The sequence below is a fragment of the Methylobacter tundripaludum genome (assembly GCF_002934365.1).
Classification (GTDB): Bacteria; Pseudomonadota; Gammaproteobacteria; order Methylococcales; family Methylomonadaceae; genus Methylobacter_A; species Methylobacter_A tundripaludum_A.
In genome coordinates, this window is sequence record NZ_PTIY01000001.1 from 118,566 (window position 1) to 136,903 (window position 18,338).

19 protein-coding genes are annotated in these 18,338 nt (G+C 51.0%); 9 read left to right on the plus strand and 10 right to left on the minus strand.

The genetic code is table 11. The features are described 5' to 3' along the window. Positions 1–49: 49 nt before the first annotated feature. The 3 genes from rng to rlmH are packed head-to-tail and all read right to left on the minus strand — an operon-like array spanning position 50 to position 2,542. Positions 50–1,504: a ribonuclease G gene (gene rng, locus B0F88_RS00575; RefSeq protein ID WP_104421998.1), complete on the minus strand. Its 1,455-nt coding sequence runs from the start codon at positions 1,502–1,504 to the stop codon at positions 50–52. Beyond that, positions 1,497–2,075 carry a Maf family protein gene (locus B0F88_RS00580; protein WP_104421999.1) on the minus strand — a complete coding sequence of 193 codons (579 nt, stop codon included), beginning with the start codon at positions 2,073–2,075 and terminating at the stop codon, positions 1,497–1,499. The genes rng and B0F88_RS00580 overlap by 8 nt, the downstream gene beginning before the upstream one ends. Further along, on the minus strand, positions 2,075–2,542 hold the full coding sequence (gene rlmH, locus B0F88_RS00585) for a 23S rRNA (pseudouridine(1915)-N(3))-methyltransferase RlmH (protein ID WP_104422277.1): 468 nt from the start codon (positions 2,540–2,542) through the stop codon (positions 2,075–2,077). Before rlmH ends, B0F88_RS00580 begins: the two co-directional genes overlap by 1 nt. Before the next feature lie 173 nt (positions 2,543–2,715). On the opposite strand from rlmH, the gene B0F88_RS00590 reads away from it, so the two are divergent. The 3 genes from B0F88_RS00590 (at position 2,716) to fliW (ending at position 5,282) form a co-directional block, all read left to right on the plus strand. Then, positions 2,716–3,366 (plus strand): LPP20 family lipoprotein, encoded by a 651-nt coding sequence (locus B0F88_RS00590; protein WP_104422000.1) that lies wholly within the window; start codon positions 2,716–2,718, stop codon positions 3,364–3,366. Positions 3,367–3,513: 147 nt separating this feature from the next. Further along, positions 3,514–4,743: a flagellar assembly protein T N-terminal domain-containing protein gene (locus B0F88_RS00595; RefSeq protein WP_104422001.1), complete on the plus strand. Its 1,230-nt coding sequence runs from the start codon at positions 3,514–3,516 to the stop codon at positions 4,741–4,743. Positions 4,744–4,826: 83 nt separating this feature from the next. Beyond that, entirely contained in the window at positions 4,827–5,282 is a 456-nt protein-coding gene (fliW, locus tag B0F88_RS00600) for a flagellar assembly protein FliW (protein ID WP_104422002.1), read from the plus strand. Between the two features lie 199 nt (positions 5,283–5,481). Here fliW and panD read toward each other — a convergent pair whose 3' ends face one another. From panD to pcnB, 5 genes are all read right to left on the minus strand, one after another. Next, positions 5,482–5,868, minus strand: coding sequence for an aspartate 1-decarboxylase (panD, locus tag B0F88_RS00605; protein WP_104422003.1), 387 nt, complete (start codon positions 5,866–5,868; stop codon positions 5,482–5,484). Between the two features lie 104 nt (positions 5,869–5,972). Further along, entirely contained in the window at positions 5,973–6,815 is an 843-nt protein-coding gene (gene panC / locus B0F88_RS00610; protein ID WP_104422004.1) for a pantoate--beta-alanine ligase, read from the minus strand. A 5-nt stretch (positions 6,816–6,820) separates the two neighbouring features. Continuing rightward, positions 6,821–7,636 (minus strand): 3-methyl-2-oxobutanoate hydroxymethyltransferase, encoded by an 816-nt coding sequence (panB, locus tag B0F88_RS00615; protein WP_104422005.1) that lies wholly within the window; start codon positions 7,634–7,636, stop codon positions 6,821–6,823. Between the two features lie 39 nt (positions 7,637–7,675). Next, the gene (folK, locus tag B0F88_RS00620; RefSeq protein ID WP_104422006.1) at positions 7,676–8,179 is read right to left on the minus strand and encodes a 2-amino-4-hydroxy-6-hydroxymethyldihydropteridine diphosphokinase; all 504 of its coding nucleotides are present in this window, start codon (positions 8,177–8,179) and stop codon (positions 7,676–7,678) included. 14 nt (positions 8,180–8,193) lie between these two features. Further along, on the minus strand, positions 8,194–9,543 hold the full coding sequence (gene pcnB, locus B0F88_RS00625; protein ID WP_258076529.1) for a polynucleotide adenylyltransferase PcnB: 1,350 nt from the start codon (positions 9,541–9,543) through the stop codon (positions 8,194–8,196). Positions 9,544–9,794: 251 nt separating this feature from the next. Between pcnB and B0F88_RS19595 the strand changes: the two genes are divergently transcribed. The 6 genes from B0F88_RS19595 (at position 9,795) to B0F88_RS00655 (ending at position 15,998) form a co-directional block, all read left to right on the plus strand. After that, positions 9,795–9,974, plus strand: coding sequence for a hypothetical protein (locus tag B0F88_RS19595; protein WP_104422008.1), 180 nt, complete (start codon positions 9,795–9,797; stop codon positions 9,972–9,974). Beyond that, the gene (locus B0F88_RS00635) at positions 9,975–10,445 is read left to right on the plus strand and encodes an RDD family protein (RefSeq protein WP_104422009.1); all 471 of its coding nucleotides are present in this window, start codon (positions 9,975–9,977) and stop codon (positions 10,443–10,445) included. 41 nt (positions 10,446–10,486) lie between these two features. Next, positions 10,487–11,848 (plus strand): HDOD domain-containing protein, encoded by a 1,362-nt coding sequence (locus tag B0F88_RS00640; RefSeq protein WP_104422010.1) that lies wholly within the window; start codon positions 10,487–10,489, stop codon positions 11,846–11,848. A gap of 7 nt (positions 11,849–11,855) precedes the next feature. After that, positions 11,856–13,895 carry an oligopeptidase A gene (prlC, locus tag B0F88_RS00645; protein ID WP_104422011.1) on the plus strand — a complete coding sequence of 680 codons (2,040 nt, stop codon included), beginning with the start codon at positions 11,856–11,858 and terminating at the stop codon, positions 13,893–13,895. Beyond that, positions 13,892–15,352, plus strand: coding sequence for a 4-hydroxy-3-polyprenylbenzoate decarboxylase (gene ubiD, locus B0F88_RS00650; protein WP_104422012.1), 1,461 nt, complete (start codon positions 13,892–13,894; stop codon positions 15,350–15,352). Before prlC ends, ubiD begins: the two co-directional genes overlap by 4 nt. Positions 15,353–15,515: 163 nt before the next feature. Continuing rightward, positions 15,516–15,998 (plus strand): YajQ family cyclic di-GMP-binding protein, encoded by a 483-nt coding sequence (locus B0F88_RS00655; RefSeq protein WP_104422013.1) that lies wholly within the window; start codon positions 15,516–15,518, stop codon positions 15,996–15,998. Between the two features lie 46 nt (positions 15,999–16,044). Here B0F88_RS00655 and argB read toward each other — a convergent pair whose 3' ends face one another. After that, on the minus strand, positions 16,045–16,926 hold the full coding sequence (gene argB / locus B0F88_RS00660) for an acetylglutamate kinase (RefSeq protein ID WP_104422278.1): 882 nt from the start codon (positions 16,924–16,926) through the stop codon (positions 16,045–16,047). A gap of 119 nt (positions 16,927–17,045) precedes the next feature. Continuing rightward, a complete protein-coding gene (locus tag B0F88_RS00665) occupies positions 17,046–18,323 on the minus strand; it encodes a dihydroorotase (protein WP_104422014.1) in 1,278 nt (425 codons plus the stop codon). Positions 18,324–18,338 lie beyond the last annotated feature (15 nt).

Below are 18,338 nucleotides of genomic sequence, written 5' to 3' on the forward strand. Positions count from 1 at the left end.
CTCGCGGGCTTTGCCGCTATCTTTCGCCCTTCGCCTTGCGCCTTTCGTCTCAAAGAAGAACCACATCATACTGCTCCTGGTTGTATTCAGCCTCGGCCCTGAACTTGATGCGCACGCCCAAAAAGACCTCCAATTCGGCCAGCATATCCGCTTCCTCATCCAGCAACATTTCCACAACTTCATTGGACGCCAGCACCAGTATCTTCTTGACTTTGTACTGCCGAACTTCGCGAATAATTTCCCGGAATATTTCCAGGCACATGGATTCGGCGGTCTTCAACACGCCCCGGCCTCCGCAAGCGCTGCACGGCTCGCAAAGTATGTGCTCCAGACTTTCACGGGTTCTTTTGCGGGTCATTTCCACCAGCCCCAACACCGATACTTCGGTGATGTTGGTCTTCGCGTGGTCTTTTTCAAGATGCCGCTCGAAGGCTTGCAAAACCTGTTTTTTATGATCCTCGCTTTGCATATCGATGAAGTCGATGATGATGATGCCGCCGAGGTTTCGTAGCCTTAACTGCCTGGAAATCGTCTGCGCCGCTTCAAGATTGGTTTTAAAAATAGTCTCTTCCAGGTTGCGGCCGCCGACGTAGCCGCCGGTATTCACGTCGACCGTGGTCATCGATTCGGTCTGGTCGAACACCAGATGCCCGCCCGATTTCAGGTTGACTTTGCGGTCCAGCGCTTTTTGAATTTCGTCTTCGACGCTGTAAATGTCGAACACCGGACACTCGCCGGTGTAATGCTCGATGACCGGCACGATTTCCGGCGCAAAAATTTCCGCAAATTCAACCAAACGTTGATAGGTTTCCCTTGAATCGACCCGGACTCTTTCTATACCCTCCCGGTACAGGTCCCTTAAAGTCCTGATGCTCAGCGGCAAATCCTTATGGATAAACTGTTTGGGCTTGGCGCCGGCGATTTTGGCGGCTATCGACTCCCACAATTTCAATAAAAACGTCATATCGGCAATCAATACCGTCTCGCCCACGCATTCCGCCGCGGTTCTTGCGATAAAGCCGCCGCATTGATGTTCCTGCCTGAAAGCCTCAAGACACGCTCTTAACCGAGCCCGCTCCATCTCGCATTCAATCCGCTGGGATACGCCGGAATTGTGCGCATAAGGCATATAGACCTGATACCGCGACGGAATCGATATTTCCGTGGTTAAGCGTGCGCCTTTGCTGCCCAACGGATCTTTGACCACCTGCACGATAATATGCTGGCCTTCATGCAGATAATGCTCGATGTTTTCCGAACCTTTTTTTTCCAGATCCTTCGCGCACAAATCGGAAAGGTGCAAGAAAGCCGCCCTGGGCAGGCCAATATCGACAAAAGCGGCTTGCATGCCCGGTAAAACCCGGCACACTTCACCTTTATAAATATTGCCGACCAAGCCCCGCTGCCGGGTCCGCTCAATGATCAATTCCTGCAGGACGCCGTTTTCAATAACCGCCACACGCGTCTCCGGCGGAGTCACGTTGATTAAAATTTCTTCACTCATTTGAAAACCCTATGCCTTGCCGGGATAAAAGTTCCGCAGTCTCAAACAGCGGCAAACCGACCACGCCGGAAAAACTGCCGCGTATCGATTCCACGAATACACCGCCCAAGCCTTGAATTGCATAACTGCCGGCTTTATCGGCCGGTTCGCCGCTTCGCCAGTAGGCCGCTATTTCGCTTTCCGCCAACGGCCTGAACCTCACCTCGGTAATGCTGACCGCCTGACCGTGCTCCCGCCCCCTCAGCGAAACAGCGCTGTATACCCGATGCATTTTACCGGACAACTGCCTTAACATGGCAAGCGCGTCCTCGCGGTCTTTGGGCTTGCCCATAATCAGGCCGTCCAAAACCACGGCGGTATCCGCAGCCAGGATCGGCAAACTGCCGCCCAGCTGTGCAACACATGCGGCAGATTTTTCGGCGGCCAGCCGCCGCACATAGTCCAACGGGGTTTCGTTGGGCAACGGCGTCTCGTCAAGATCGACCGGATTGATGCGATAAGTCACCTTAATCTGATCGAGCAATTCCCTGCGCCGGGGAGAGGCTGAGGCGAGAATAATCTGTACAGTCATTAGCGGTGATAAGGATGGTTGTGGAGAATGCTCCAGGCGCGATAAAGCTGTTCGGCGACAACGATGCGCACCAGCGGATGAGGGAAAGTCAGTTTCGACAAACTCCATGATTCCCGCGCCAGCTGTTTAACCGAATCCGCCAAACCTTCCGGGCCGCCGATTAATAGCGAGACATGCTGACCGCTTTCCAGCCAGCGCTGCATCGCTTCCGCCAATTCGGGCGTCGTCCAGGTTTTTCCGGGGATGTCCAAGGTTACAATATGGGAACCTTGCGGGATAGCCGCGATCATCCGCTCCCCTTCCTCTTTGACGATCCTGGCGACATCGCTGTTCTTGGTCCGTTTGCCCGGCGCAATTTCCTTAAGCACCAGTTCGCATTCACGGGGCAGGCGTTTGGCATATTCATCGTAGCCCTGCTGCACCCAGCCCGGCATACGGTTTCCTACTGAAATCAGATTTATTTGCATGCGGTGCAGGATACAGAGAACAAGGTTTTGATGCAATGCAGCGAGCGGCTTATATCCTACCGTATTACGCCATTGAGTATCTAACTTGCTCATTCGGGTAAATCGCTTACAAAAAATTTAAGTAATCACATTATCAGCCGATATACCAAGAAGACAACACAGGAGTGAGTACCGTGAAAACTAAATATTTAAATCCAGCATTCGCCGCACCTGCTCCCAACAAGGGGGCGGCATATATATCATCCTTGGTCATAGCAGGACTGGCCGCCGGTTTATTGCTGACCGGCTGCACTGCCCCGAAAGCGCCGCCAACGATTGCATTTCTACCGAATAAAACGCTAAGCGCGACGGGTTACGGCACCGTCGAAAAAAGCGATCGGTATTCGCGTTCGCAAATTAAATTAATGGCTATGAGAGCATCCAAGATGGATGCTTATAGAAGTATGGCCGAACAGCTTACCGGCATCCAAATGCGCGGACAGACTACGGTCGCAAATGCGGAAGTCTCCCATGACAATTATCAGATTTATCTTAATGCTTACTTGCGCGGCGCAAGAGTAAAAAGAACTACGGCTATCAACAGCGACATCTACGCCGGCGACGATACGTTTGAAACGGTTGTGGAGCTTGACTTGACGCCACGATTCTACGAGTGCATTAACGGTTCCAGCGAATTGATTAATCAGTGTCTACAACAAAATCCCGGAAATCCGGCGCCCGATTTTGACTATACGCCACCACCCGCAGTATCCAGCATCAGTCCCGGCTGCAACACGGTTGACTGCTACACGTATCCAAAAACCAAGGGATTTAATCGAAAATAATCCGCGCCATGACATCGCGATTCTGTGCGTTTCTGTAGAAAAACGGTGACGGCCGGAACGCACGCTTTTAAAATTGTAACAAATAGTATCTAATGGCGATCATGCAGCAACGTCGTAACTGTTTACCGCAACAGACCGGTTTGATGAATGGCAAAAATATTACTCAAATACCTATGGATCGCATGTTTATTAACCCAATCGTGCGCTGCCGTTCAACCCCAGGCTAATCCTGATGTCAAGGTAGTCACCGCTGAAGGTCAAGCCGCTATTAATAAAAGCGCGCCTTTATTAGCCAAAAAACAGGCGTTGCAGGATGCCATCCGGCAGGCATCCATGCAAGGGTCCGTTAATGTTCACAGCCAGACTTTAATCGATCAAAATAACGTTTCGATAGACGCCGTGTCCATGCGCACCGCTGCTGCGGTGAACAACACTAAAATCCTCAAGGAATGGACTACCGATAATATCTATCATGTTATAGCCACGGTGGAGTTGTCCGCCGACAATTCCTGCTCGCCCCACTATCGCAAACGCATTATCGCAACCGGTTTCCCTTTAGCCAATCAAGGGCAAATGAGCGCTCACGAAACCCAGGATTTGCACACGGGCATTCCGCGTGAACTTAATAATCTTTTAATGGAATCAGGCAACTTTATAGTCAGTAACTCCGCCAATATCAATTTATACCCAAGACCCGACCTAGCTCCCGAATTACAAGACCGCACAGCCTATCATCCGTCAAAACTAATGCAGATAGCCGCATCGAACGGCGTGCAATTTGTACTGTCGGGCGTGATTAGGGATCTGGAAGTCGAGTCCACCGAATACATCAGCGGCGCCGGACCTTTGGCATTCGCCAGAAGTTTGGCGCGCGATGTTATAGCCAGACGCGGAATCGGTATCGATGTTTATGTGCATGACGGGTTTACCGGCGCATTAATCTTCCAGCAACGTTATGTGGACACGGTGATCGGCGATGTATGGATACCCTCATCCTATACGGTAGGCAGCGAACGCTTTAACTCGACTTCAACCGGCGAAAAAATAACTCAGATTATAGAGCAGGCAAGCAACGACATTAGCCGCGCCTTAAGCTGCTATCCCTTTACAACGCGCATCATTGAAGTCAAGGATAATCAGGTATTTATTGAGGCGGGGGCACAGGAAAGAATTAATGTCGGGGATCAACTGGTGGTCTATAGCTCAACCGGTGAGGACTTAAACGTTGACGGCGGCATGAGTTTTGTCGGCAGGGACAAGCAACCAACAGGCGTATTAACCATCATCAATATTACGCCCCGTTACGCGATAGGCAGATTGGAAGTCCCGGCCCGTGAGCTGGGCATCAGAGTTGGCGACTGGGCGAAATCCTGGTAAATAGCTTATTACAAGGCAACCTTGCTATACTGACGGCTTTAGACTATACATTTATTTTTCACATCCACCTACCCGAGTTCATTATGGAAATTAAATCAAGCTTTTTCGGCCAACAAACCATCGACCCCAACACCGTCCTCAGCTTCCCTAACGGAATCCCGGGCTTTGAAGACCAAACCCGCTTCAAGCTGTTTCATCAGGAAGGCGACAATCCACTCATTTTCTGGCTGCAATCACTGGATGATGAATCTCTGGCTTTTTCAGTTACGCAACCGTCTAACTTCAATATCAATTACAACTTTGCGTTAAACGATACCGAAGAAGCCCTTTTAGGAATTGAAGATATAGCCGACACTCTTATCCTGATAATTCTGCATAAAGACGAATCCGACCAGCCGACCATTAAAGGTTCGATCAAATCGCCGCTAGTCATTAATTGCTCTAAAAGAATCGGTTTGCAGAAAGTGCTTACCCAAGTAGAGCAAAGCATCACGCTGACTGACACCAGCAATGAAATCAATGTTTCTGAAAGCGTATAGAGCGGCATAATGAATGCCACCTCAAAAAAGTGCGGCAGCTGATTTTTAGCGGCGGACTTAAACAGCTATATGACTGCCGCTTTTTAGCGGCAGTTTTGTAATATGTAGAATCCAGGGCATTAAGCGGGACACTCAAAAACCTCGACACGAACGCTCCGCCTTTGATTCATGCGTTGGGATTGCCCGAAAAAATAGGCTATCAAGCAGAAGCGGCTTGAACGGGAATGGAACTGGCTGAACGCTGAACCTGATTTTTTTCATTGAAATAAACCAGGGTGGGCTTATGATTTTCCGCTTCCTGTTGATCCAATATTGCAAATGCGCAAACAATAATCAGGTCGCCGGGGCACGCCAGACGGGCGGCGGCGCCGTTAACAGAGAACAACCCTGATCCTTCTTCCGCACGAATGGCATAAGTCGTAAAACGCGCGCCATTGTTGATGTTGTAAATCTGTATCTGCTCGTATTCCCTAATACCAGACAAGTCGAGAATATTGCCGTCAATCGCACAAGAACCCTCATAACCCAATTCCGAATGAGTCACCGTGGCCCTATGTAATTTCGCTTTAAGCATCGTGATTTGCATAATAAAAAACTATATAAATACCTTTGAGAACCGCGCATTATCCATTAATAGCAACAATGCATCAACTTTTAGCATTTTCCAAACCCTACAAATCCTGCTATGGCTTATCTGGAAAAATAAATATTATCGATTAGCCGGGTTTTGCCTAAGCGCGCCGCCGTCAACAAAACCAGCTCCTTATCATCTACGTCTGCTTTTTTTAAATCGCTCGCTCTGCACACGCTAAAATAATCCGGCTGAAAACCGGATTCCTGCAAAAACAGCAACGCCCTGCTCTCTATTTCCTGATCAGACAAATGCCCAGCTAAAACAGCATTACGCGCATCACACAAGGTTTGATACAGTTTTGAGGCGACAGCTTTTTCCTCTACGGTTAAATAACCGTTTCTGGAGCTCATTGCCAAGCCGCTTGCTTCGCGGACTGTATCTACTCCGATTATTTCAACAGGAATATTCAGATCCCTGACCATCGTCCGTATCACCGTCAACTGCTGAAAATCTTTTAATCCGAATAAAGCGACATCCGGTTGCACGATGTTGAATAATTTACAAACAACTGTCGCAACCCCGTCAAAATGCCCCGGCCTGAACGCGCCGCAATACTGTTCAGATAAGCCGCTTACCGATACAACGGTTTTGGCATCCGGCGCATAAATCTCTGAAACAGCCGGTTGAAACAACAAATCCGCGCCGGCGGCATTAAGCTTTTCCTGATCTTCACGTTCGGTACGGGGATAAGTCTCAAAATCCTCGCCGACGCCAAACTGGGTAGGGTTGACAAAAATACTGACGACCACCCGGTCCGCTTTGTTTTTGGCCTCGTTGACCAGCGCCAGGTGCCCCGCATGCAGATTACCCATCGTCGGCACCAATGCAACGCTCTGTCCCAGTGCTCGCCACGCCCCAACGGCATCGCGTAATTCTGATATGGCATTAACTATGTGCATAAACCTTAAAAACTATGTTCAGTCGCTGGAAACAGGGACTGCTTGACCGCCTGATGATAGGCATTAATCGCTTCCTCGATATTCGCTGCGCCGCTCATGAAATTCCTGGAAAATCGCGGACGCTTGACGGTACCGATATTGAGCATGTCATAAAGCACCAACACCTGTGCGTCGCAGTCGACACCGGCGCCGATACCTATCACAGGAATCGTTAACTGCGAGCTGATTTCTTTAGCCAAGACCGCTGGAACACACTCCAGCAGCAGCAGTCCCGCACCCGCTTGCTGCAATTGATGGGCATCAACCAGCATTTTTTCGGCAGCTGCGCGATCCTTGCCCTGAACCTTATAACGGCCCAATTGGTTAATCGATTGCGGCAGCAAACCCAAATGCCCGCAGACCGGAATGCCCTGATCGACCAGAAAACTGACGCAGTCGATTCTAGGCCCTTCCAGCTTAACCATTTGAGCGCCGCCAAGCTGCATTAATTTGGCCGCATTTTTGGCTGCAATAACCGGTGTGCTATAACTCATGAACGGCAGATCGGCGATAATAAATGCTCGCTGCCTGGCATTGCTGACGCACCGAGTATGATAAACCATGTCCCTGACGGTGACCGGGAGCGTGGTCGCATGGCCCTGTATAACCATGCCCAACGAATCCCCGACCAGCATCATATCGACGCCGACCTTGTCGATTAATGCGCTAAAACCTGCATCGTAAGCCGTTAAGCACGAGATTTTCTCGCCGCGTTGTTTCATCGCGGCCAGATCGATAATTGACAGCGGCTTTAGCGTAGCAGGGGAAGAATATGAGTTCATTTTTTTCAGAGGGATGCAGACTTTACTACGGCAGAGGAATTAATCCAACCGCTTCAGTCCGTTCAAGGGACACTTGGCAAGCAAATCGGCAATATCGCCTTTCCCCGGCACTCGTAATTGCGGAGCAATTTCATACAAGGGGTACAAAACAAAAGCCCTTTCGGCAATACCGACATGAGGTACTGTCAAATCAGGCAACTCAATAGTCCGATCGCCGTAGATCAACATATCCAGATCCAGCGTTCTTGCCCCCCAACGCTCAGCTTTTCTTACCCGGCCCTGATCGTTTTCTATATGTTGCAGGCAACGCAGCAACTCGATGGGAGGCAAGCGCGTTTCGATGCACATCACCGCATTAACGTAATCGGGCTGATCTTGCGGTCCCATAGGAGCGCTATGATACAAACTGGAAAATGCCAGCTCCTTAACCCCGTCTATTTGCGTGATTGCCGTGCGCGCTGATTTTATTTGCTCGGCAGGGTTGGCAAGATTACTGCCCAAACCTATATAAACGGCGACCGAGTCAGTTTCTGGATTTTTCATAGGTATCAAATACGTTAAGACTCTGTTTTGGGCGCACTATCTTTAGCTTTCTTATGATAGCTGCGTTTACGTCCTGCCTTGCTGTTTTGGCCACGGCGCGGCGGCTGAGTCATTTTTCTTTGCTCATTTTCATCGGCATTCTGATACCGGGTCCACCACTCGGCCAGCTCAGGATCGACGCCCCCTGTCTCGGCGCGCAGCAACAAAAAGTCATAACCGGCTCTAAAGCGCGGATGCCCGATCAAGCGGCTGGGTTTGGAGCCGATACGCGCGTTAAATTTGGGTTGTAAGCTCCAAACCTCGCGCATAGCCATGCTGATATGGCGCGGAAGCGCCGTACTCCTGATCTGTCTGGCAATAACTTCGCTGGCCGCATCCTGGTAGGCAATAACTTCAATCTCGCCTTGCGCCATTTTTGCTTTGGCCAGTATCCGCACAGGCTCCCACAAAAAGGCCGCCAATAAGAAGTAAGCCGTAACCGTTTTTCCCTCGGCTATCCTGTTATCCGAATTTTCCAGAGCCTTAATCAACAACAAGCGGGGAAAGCCGTCTTCTTCAACCGCCAAACTGTTTTCCGTGGCGGGAAACAGCACTTGAAAAAGACCGTAGTGCCTGAGCACTTCAAAAGTTTGCAACGCATAGCCGGATAAAAACAACTTGATTGCTTCATCGTATAGACGGGCGGATGGTATGTCGGCCAGTAGCTGGACGTCGTTGTGTATCGCTTTTTCGCATTCAGGATCCAGTTTAAAGCCGAGTTTAACGGCAAAACGCACCGCCCTTAACATGCGCACCGGATCCTCACGAAAGCGCATTTCGGGATCGCCGATAAGTCTGAGCATCCCGGCTTTATGATCAGCCATGCCGCCGACATAATCCACCACCGAAAAATCCTTGATATTGTAATAGAGTGCATTAACGGTAAAATCCCTGCGCCAAACATCTTCTTCAATCGTACCGTAGACATTATCCCTCAATAAGCGTCCTTCCTTGTTGAGTACCTGCTTGTCGTTTTGCTCTTCTCCCGCGCCCCGAAAAGTCGCAACTTCAATAATTTCCCGGCCAAAATGCACATGCGCCAGACGAAACCTGCGCCCGATTAACCGGCAATTGCGGAATACTTTTCTGACTTGATCAGGGTCGGCATTGGTGACGACATCAAAATCCTTGGGCTCCCGCCCCAACAGCAAATCGCGCACACAACCGCCGACCAGATAAGCATCGAAGCCCTCTTTTTGCAGCCGATACAGAACCTTCAGCGCGTTTTCACTGATCTGGGATCGTGAAATATTATGTTCCGCACGCGAATACACTTTGACTTGTCCGGCAACCGGTACAGTCTCGTTTCTGGCTACGCCAATAATTTTTTTAAAGAAGTTTAAAATAGTCTTTACACCCTGTTTATTTTTCTAATTATTTTTGATTATATCATTGCTAATGAATTCTAACCCAATCCGCAAGTTTCTTTTACATTCCCCTTTTGAATGGAGTAGAATCAGCACTCTGATTTTTACGAGTAACCAATTAAAACATATTGCACACGCCAGATAAAAAAATCAGACCACCATTTTTTAAACACTCGCACAAACATTAGCGTGCTTGACTGGAATTTGTTATGTTCAAAAAGATTCTTAATAGCTTAATTGACCAACCTTTGTTAACCAGCCTTTTTGCAACAGATTTTTTCATTCTTCTGTTTCATAGACCGCCGTTTTTATTTTCCCTGTTAATGCTGGGAGCGCTAATGGCGATGTGCATGTATTTTGGTCAAAAATTAGCCTTATTTAAAGTTTAATTGGTCGAGCCAGCAAAGAATACGCCGCAAAAACCAGGCAATGTCCACATTTCCAGACCTGGTTTTTTACGTCGTCTCGCAGCAACATTTTACGACCTGCTGCTGCTGATTGCCGTTTTATTTGTCGCGACCGCACTATTGCTTCCTTTCAATGGTGGCAGGGCGTTTACTGCCCAACAGTTCTTTTTCCCCCTGTACCTACTGCTAGTCAGCTTCCTGTTTTACGCTTGGTTTTGGACTCATGGCGGGCAGACATTGGGCTTACGCGCGTGGAAAATAAAAGTGCTTACTCTGGATAGGGAACCCATCAGCTGGAAACAAGCGCTGCTCCGTTTCGTAGCCGCCATCGTATCATGGGGATTCTTTGGACTGGGTATTTTGTGGATTCTTATTGATAAAAACCAGCTCAGTTGGCACGATCACCTCTCCAAAACAGCCCTGTTTCTTGACGCTCACGACGCCCAGCATTAAGCCATTACAATTCATTTCAAACAATAACACGTGATGTCATCATGAATTGGTTTTCCAAGTTATTTCTCTCCCCGCGCTCCCAAACGCCTCTCCCGAAAACAAAACCCGACATAACTCTCCCCACCGGCCCAAATAATCCGCTTACCTGTTCGGAACCCGTCTCCACCGAATATAAGAAAGTGCCGCTGGCAACGTTAAAAAAACTGGCCCCGCTTCGAGACATGGACGACGCCTATGTTGAGCAACTGGTTCACACGACACTCACTTATACTCAGGGCTCTGTGATTTTTAGACTGGGCCAAAAAACCAATTCGGTTTTTTATCTGCTTAAAGGAATCGTTGAGCTTCAACCGAATAGCGACAACCGCTACACCCTGTCCGCCGCGTCATCGCTTGCCAATCTGCCGCTCAATAGCGGCAAGGTTTGCGGTGCAACGGCCTTCGCCAAAACGAACATCACTATTCTGGCGATTTCAGGCGAATTCATCTGCCGCTGGTCGGGTAAAGGCCTCCAACAACCGGCCGCTTTGGAACTCATTGAGATCGACCTGCCCGAGCAAATCGCCGGAAACCGTTTTTTCAGCAGTTTTTCGGCGGCCTACCGGGAAAACAAGTTAAGCCTGCCCTCATTGCCCAATGTCGCCTTAAGATTGAAAGAAGCGATGGAGCAGGATTTAGGCATCAATGAGGTGGTTAAAATCATCGGTGTAGATGCATCGATCGTCGCCAAACTGATCCAGCTTGCCAACAGTCCGCTATACTCGCCCGTGTCACCGGTCACTAACTGTCATGCCGCTGTCACCCGATTAGGGCTGGATCAAACGCGCAAACTGGTCATGGGCATCAGCCTGAAACAATTATTCCGGTGCCAAAACCTGCAACTGATGGAAAAAATGCAAGCCTTGTGGAAAAACAGCCTCTATATATCCAGCTTGAGCTTTGTTCTTGCCCAAGAAAACGGCTCGCCGAACCCGGAAGACGCCTTATTGGCCGGCTTGATCAGCGACATAGGCACGATACCGGTGTTGCATTTTGCCGAGCAGTATCCAAATGAATACCCGAATTTAGATGTGTTGGACTCGGCCATCCCGTTTTTGAACCCGCCGGTCGGCTCGCTGGTGCTGCACACCTTGGGTTTTGCCCAGGAATTAGCCGACATCCCCAAATACGCCGAAGACTGGTTCTACGAAAGCGGAGACGATCAATTAAATCTGGTCGACATAGTCATCCTGGCCAAATTGCACAGCTATTTCGGCACCAGCCGGGCAAAGGAAATACCCTACCTGAACTCGATACCTGCCTACACCAAACTTAAAAACAGCAAACTAACCCCAGACTTTTCTTTGGACGTACTGCACAAAGCAAAGCACCGGATCAACGCAGCCATGAACTTTCTTTCCTGACACCACTATGAACAATCCTTTATTAGCCAACACCCCTCTGCCGTTGTTTTCCCAAATAAAACCGGAACACGTCGCACCCGCCATCGACCAGCTGTTGGCCGAAGCCCGTTCGTCGGTAGAACAACATCTCCAGGCCACGCAACATTACACCTGGAAAAACTTGGTCGAGCCATTGGAAAATGTGGACGATAGGCTGAATAAAGCCTGGTCCCCGGTCAGCCACATGAACTCGGTCGTCAACAGCGACGAGCTGCGCGACGCCTACAACGCCTGCCTGCCCAAGCTCAGCGCCTACTCGACTGAAATGGGCCAAAACGAAGCCTTGTTTAAGGCTTACCGTTTTATTGCCGACAGCAAAGAATTTGCAACATTGGACACCGCCCAGCAAAAAATCATCCGCAACGCCTTGAGAGATTTCAAACTGTCCGGCATCGACCTGGATGACGAGAAAAAACAGCGCTACAAAGACATCAGCCAGGAATTATCGGCGCTTGCCAGCAACTATGAAGAAAACCTGCTCGATGCAACCAACGCCTGGAGCAAGCTGATCAGGGATGCGGACGATCTGGCCGGACTGCCCGAATCCGCTTTGGCCCAAGCCCAACAAACGGCGGAGAGCCATAACGAAGACGGCTGGATGATCACGCTGCAATTCCCGTCTTATATTTCGGTCATGACTTACGCCGACAACCGCGAATTACGCCGCGAACACTACGAAGCCTTCGCCACCCGCGCTTCCGACCAAGGCCCGCATGCCGGACAGTGGGACAACGGCGAAAACATGGAAAAAATCCTGGCCCTGCGCCATGAAAAAGCCCGTTTGCTGGGATTCAACAATTACGCGGAACTGTCGCTGGCGGCAAAAATGGCCGAAAAGCCGGATGACGTGACCCATTTCCTGGAAGACTTGGCCGACCGATCCTGGCGGCATGCGCGCAAGGACCTGGCAGAACTGCGAGAATTCGCTCAACAGCATTACGGCATTAACGACCTGCAATCCTGGGATATGGCCTATTTTTCGGAAAAAATGCGCCAGCATTTTTACCAGCTGTCGCAGGAAGAAGTTAAAACCTATTTTCCAATCACCCGCGTCCTGCCCGGCCTGTTTGCGATCGTGGAAAAACTGTACGGCCTGCAAATCACCGAGATCGGCGATTTCGACAGCTGGCATCCCGATGTGCGTTTTTTCCAGATCCATGACCAAAGCGGCCAGCTGCGCGGCCGGTTTTATCTCGACCTTTACGCCCGCGCCAAAAAACGCGGCGGCGCCTGGATGGACGATTGCGTCAGCCGTAAGCGATCCGACGACACCATTCAAACCCCGGTCGCCTACCTGACCTGCAACTTTACCCCGCCGACCGGCGACACACCGGCATTATTGACCCATGACGAGGTGACCACCTTGTTCCATGAGTTCGGCCACGGCCTGCACCACATGCTGACCCAGGTCGATCATCTGGGCGTCTCCGGCATTAACGGCGTGGAATGGGATGCGGTCGAGCTGCCCAGTCAGTTCATGGAAAACTGGTGCTGGGAACAGGAAGCGCTGGCGCTGATGTCGGGCCATTATCAAACCGACGAGAAATTGCCGGATGCGTTGTTTGACAAAATGATCGCGGCAAAAAACTTCCAGGCCGGTATGATCATGGTCAGGCAACTGGAATTCAGCCTGTTCGACTTCAGGATACACCGCGACTACGACCCAGAAAAAGGCGGCCGCATCTATGAAACCCTGGAACAGGTCCGGGAACAGGTCGCCGTTGTCCGGCCGCCCAAATTCAACCGCTTTGCCCACAGCTTCTCGCATATTTTTGCCGGCGGTTATGGCGCAGGCTACTACAGCTACAAATGGGCCGAAGTGTTGTCCAGCGACGCTTTTTCGCTGTTCGAGGAAAAAGGTATTTTTGACCAGGACACCGGCCGCGCCTTTTTGACCAATATCCTTGAAAAAGGCGGCAGCCAGGACGCAATGGAGTTATTTATCAACTTCCGCGGCCGCAAACCCACCATCGACGCATTACTCAGACATAACGGTATCGCGGCATGATCTACAAAGACCTGCGCGACTTTATCAAGCAACTGGAAAAACAGGGCGAACTCAAACGCATTAGCATTGAAGTCGATCCCTATCTGGAAATGACCGAAATTTGCGACCGCACCTTAAAACAGGGCGGCCCCGCATTGCTGTTTGAAAACCCCAAAGGCGCGAACATTCCGGTGCTGGCAAACCTGTTCGGCACGCCGCGCCGAGTCGCAATGGGCATGGGCGCGGAATCCGTCACCGAATTGCGCGGCATCGGTGAGTTACTGGCTTACCTGAAAGAACCCGAGCCGCCCAAAGGCATGAAAGACGCGTGGGAGAAATTCCCTGTGTTCAAGCAAGTGCTGAATATGGCGCCCAAAATAATCAGCTCCCCGCCGTGCCAGGAACTGGTTCGGGAAGGCGACGAGATTGATCTTGCCGATTACCCCATCCAGACCTGCTGGCCGGAAGACGCCGCACCGTTGATTACCTGGCCGCTGGTCATCACCAAAGGCCCGAACAAGGAACGGCAAAACCTCGGCATTTACCGCATGCAAGTCATCGGTAAAAACAAGGTCATCATGCGCTGGCTGGCGCACCGGGGCGGCGCACTGGATTTCAAGGAATTCCAGGCCGCCCATCCCGGCCAGCCGTTTCCTGTTTCGGTGGCCTTGGGCGCTGATCCCGCAACGATACTGGCCGCCGTCACGCCGGTGCCGGATTCCCTGTCCGAATACGCGTTCGCCGGTTTATTACGCGGCAGCAAAACCGAAGTCGCCAAATCGCTGCTTAACGATTTGCAGGTCCCGGCCAGCGCCGAGATCGTGCTGGAAGGCTTTATTTATCCCGGAGAATTCGCCGCCGAAGGCCCTTACGGCGACCACACCGGCTATTACAACGAAGTCGCCGATTTCCCGGTATTCACGATCGAAAGAATCACCCAGCGACAGGCTCCGATCTATCACAGCACCTATACCGGCAGGCCGCCCGATGAACCGGCGATCCTGGGCGTTGCGTTAAATGAGGTGTTCGTGCCCATTTTGCAAAAGCAATTCCCGGAAATCGTCGATTTTTACCTGCCCCCGGAAGGCTGCTCCTACCGCATGGCCGTGATCAGCATGAAAAAACAATACGCCGGTCACGCCAAACGCGTGATGCTGGGCACCTGGTCGTTCCTGCGGCAATTCATGTACACCAAGTTCGTGATTGTCGTCGACGACGATGTCGATGTCCGCAACTGGCAGGATGTGATCTGGGCGATGACTACCCGCATGGATCCCGCCAGGGATTTGACCATACTGGAAAACACGCCGATCGATTATCTCGATTTCGCCTCGCCGGTTTCAGGCTTGGGCTCCAAAGTGGGATTCGACGCGACCAATAAATGGCCGGGAGAAACCAACCGGGAATGGGGCAGGACTATCGTGATGTCGCCCGAAGTGGTCAAGAAAGTCGATCAGATGTGGGGTAGCTTGTTTTAGTCTTGAGGATAATGGGCAACACGTTTTCGCCCGCCGCTTTGGCCGATCGTTGCCCCGGCTGTCGATCACCGTTCCCCATACACGCAAGGGTGAACGGTGTTGAATAATGCGGCAAAGATCATTATAGTTGAATGCCTTTTGTTACCTTGTTTTGTAATCGACCATGCCTTCTTTCGACATTATTTCTGAATTTGACAAGCACGAAATTAAAAACGCCGTTGATCAAGCCAATAAAGAAGTCACCACGCGCTTCGATTTTAAGGGCACCGACTCAAGCTTTGAATTGACCGATGACAAACTGATTATGACGTCTCAATCGACGTTTCAGTTACAGCAAATGTTCAGTATTGTCTGTTCTAAACTCAGCCGGCGCGGCGTGGATATAGCCTGCATGGATGTGGGCGACCCTAAGCCCGGCGGTAAAACGGTGCGCCAGGAAATTATCATGAAACAGGGCCTGGATTCGGCGCTGGCCAAAAAAATCGTTAAACTGATTAAGGACAAAAAACTGAAGGTCCAGGCCGCCATTCAGGGCGATCAGGTCCGGGTGACCGGCAAAAACCGGGATGATCTACAAGAAGTGATTAAAATGCTGAGAGCGGAAAACCTGGAAATGCCGTTGCAGTTTGAAAACTTCAGGGATTAAGCCATATAGGGTGCGCGATGCGTACCCTATATGTGTGGGCAACCGTTCAATTCAGCAGCAAAGTACCGACGCCCTGATCGGTAAACAATTCCAGCAGCACTGCATGATCAACCCGGCCGTCAATAATATGTACGCTGGTGACCCCGCCTTTTATCGCATCGGTCGCGCAACGGGTTTTCGGTATCATGCCGCCGGAAATAGTGCCGTCGGCGATAAGTTCCTCGGTTTTTTTGATCGTCAAGCCGGTCAGCAGCGCGCCTTGCTTGTCCAGGATGCCCGGTATATTGGTCAGTAAAATCAGTTTCTCGGCCTTTAACTGTTCGGCGATTTTTCCGGCCACCAGATCGGCATTGATGTTATAGGAATGCCCGTCTTCGCCGACCCCGATCGGCGCAATAACCGGGATAAAATTGCTGCCGCCGAGCATATCGAGAACCGCCGGGTCTATGCCGCTCACTTCGCCGACATGGCCCAGATCGATAATCTCCGGGGCAAGTTTGTCGCGCGGGGTAAGATGCAGTTTTTTTGCGCGGATAAAATTGCCGTCTTTGCCGGTCAAGCCGACCGCTTTGCCGCCGTGCATGTTGATCAGGTTAACAATCTCCTTGTTCACCAGTCCACCCAATACCATCTCAACCACGTCCATGGTTTCGCTGTCGGTGATGCGCATGCCGTCGATAAAGCCGGTGGTTTTGCCGAGTTTTTCCAGCAGCTGGCCGATTTGCGGCCCGCCGCCGTGAACCACTATCGGGTTCAATCCGACCAGCTTCATCAACACGATGTCCCGTGCGAAGCTGTTTTTGAGCTCTTCATCAACCATGGCGTTGCCGCCGAATTTTACCACGATGGTTTTGCCTTTAAAGCGCTGGATATAGGGCAGTGCCTCAATCAGCACATCGGCGATTTGGTGGGCTGTTCTTTTTTGCATCATGTTGTGATCTTTCCGTTACTTTAAAAAAGATTATCACCGTGAAGGACACGAAGTTTTATTTCTTCGTGCTCTTCGTGTCTTCGTGGTGAATAAAAAATTAGGTGTGGCGCTGAATTTTACAATCGGTGAATAATTTTGCCGGCCTGCAAGGTATGGGTTACCCGCCCTTTGAAGGTTTGCCCCCAGAACGGCGTGTTGGCGCCCTGGCTTTTCCAGTTTTCAGAATTAACCTGCCACTCGAGTTCCGGGTCAAAAATACACACATCGGCAGCAAAACCCGGCGTCAACGCACCGCTGTTTAACTGTAGCACCCGCGCCGGATTTGCGCTCAAGCAGGCGATGCCCTGTTCCAGCGTTATCGCGTGTTGGGCTACCAGCATCAGCATTAACGGCAACAGGGTTTCCAGCGACGACATCCCCGGCTCCGTCTCCGGGAACGCGCCCAGCTTGGCATCCAAATCATGCGGCTGATGGTCTGAACAGATGCTGTTAATCGTGCTGCCGGCCAGTCCTTGTCTCAGATACTGCTTGTCCTCTTCGGTGCGTAACGGCGGCAACACATGATAGGCGCTGTCAAACGGCGTCATATCGTTTTCGGTCAGGTGCAATTGATGGACGGCGACATCGGCGCTGACCTTCAAGCCGTATTTTTTCGCCTGGTGGATTTTAATCACCGAACGCTTGCAGCTTAACTGGCCGAAATGCACCCGGCAGCCGGTCAACTCGGCCAGTTCCAGGCATTGCGCCAAGGCTATGGTTTCGGCGGCTTCGGGAATGCTGGGCAAGCCGTAGCGAGTGGCGACTGCGCCTTCATGGGCGCAACCGTTATTGCCGAGCCAAAAATCATTGGACCGGAACATCAACAATAAGTCATGGCTGGCCGCATATTCCATGGCCCGCCTTAAGACCAACAGGTTTTTCACCGGCTGGTTGGCATTGCCGACTGCAATACAGCCTGCCTGTTTCAGCGACAGCATGGAGCTTAATTCCGTGCCTTCCAGTTTCTGGGTCAGCGCGCCGATCGCATAGATTTGCGGGTAGCCGGATTTTTCCGCCAGTTCCTTGATCAGTTCGACAACGGCAGGCGTATCGATGACCGGCGCGGTATCCGGTTGCAGGCACAGCGTGGTGACGCCGGCGCTTGCGGCGGCAAGCACTTCGCTTTTAAATGTCGCTTTGCGGCTGTGTCCCATGTCCCGCAAGCGGGTGCTTAAATCGATAAAGCCGGGACAGACGATTTGATTTTCGGCATCGATAACGGTATCCGGCTTGAAACCGGCCGGTTCGTCAGTCGCCGAAACGATCTTGCCGTCTTCGATATAAACGGAACCGGCGCGGTTTATGCCGTTGGCCGGATCGATGATTCTTCCGTGGTCTATGCGGATTTTCATCATGCGGCTCCTTTATCT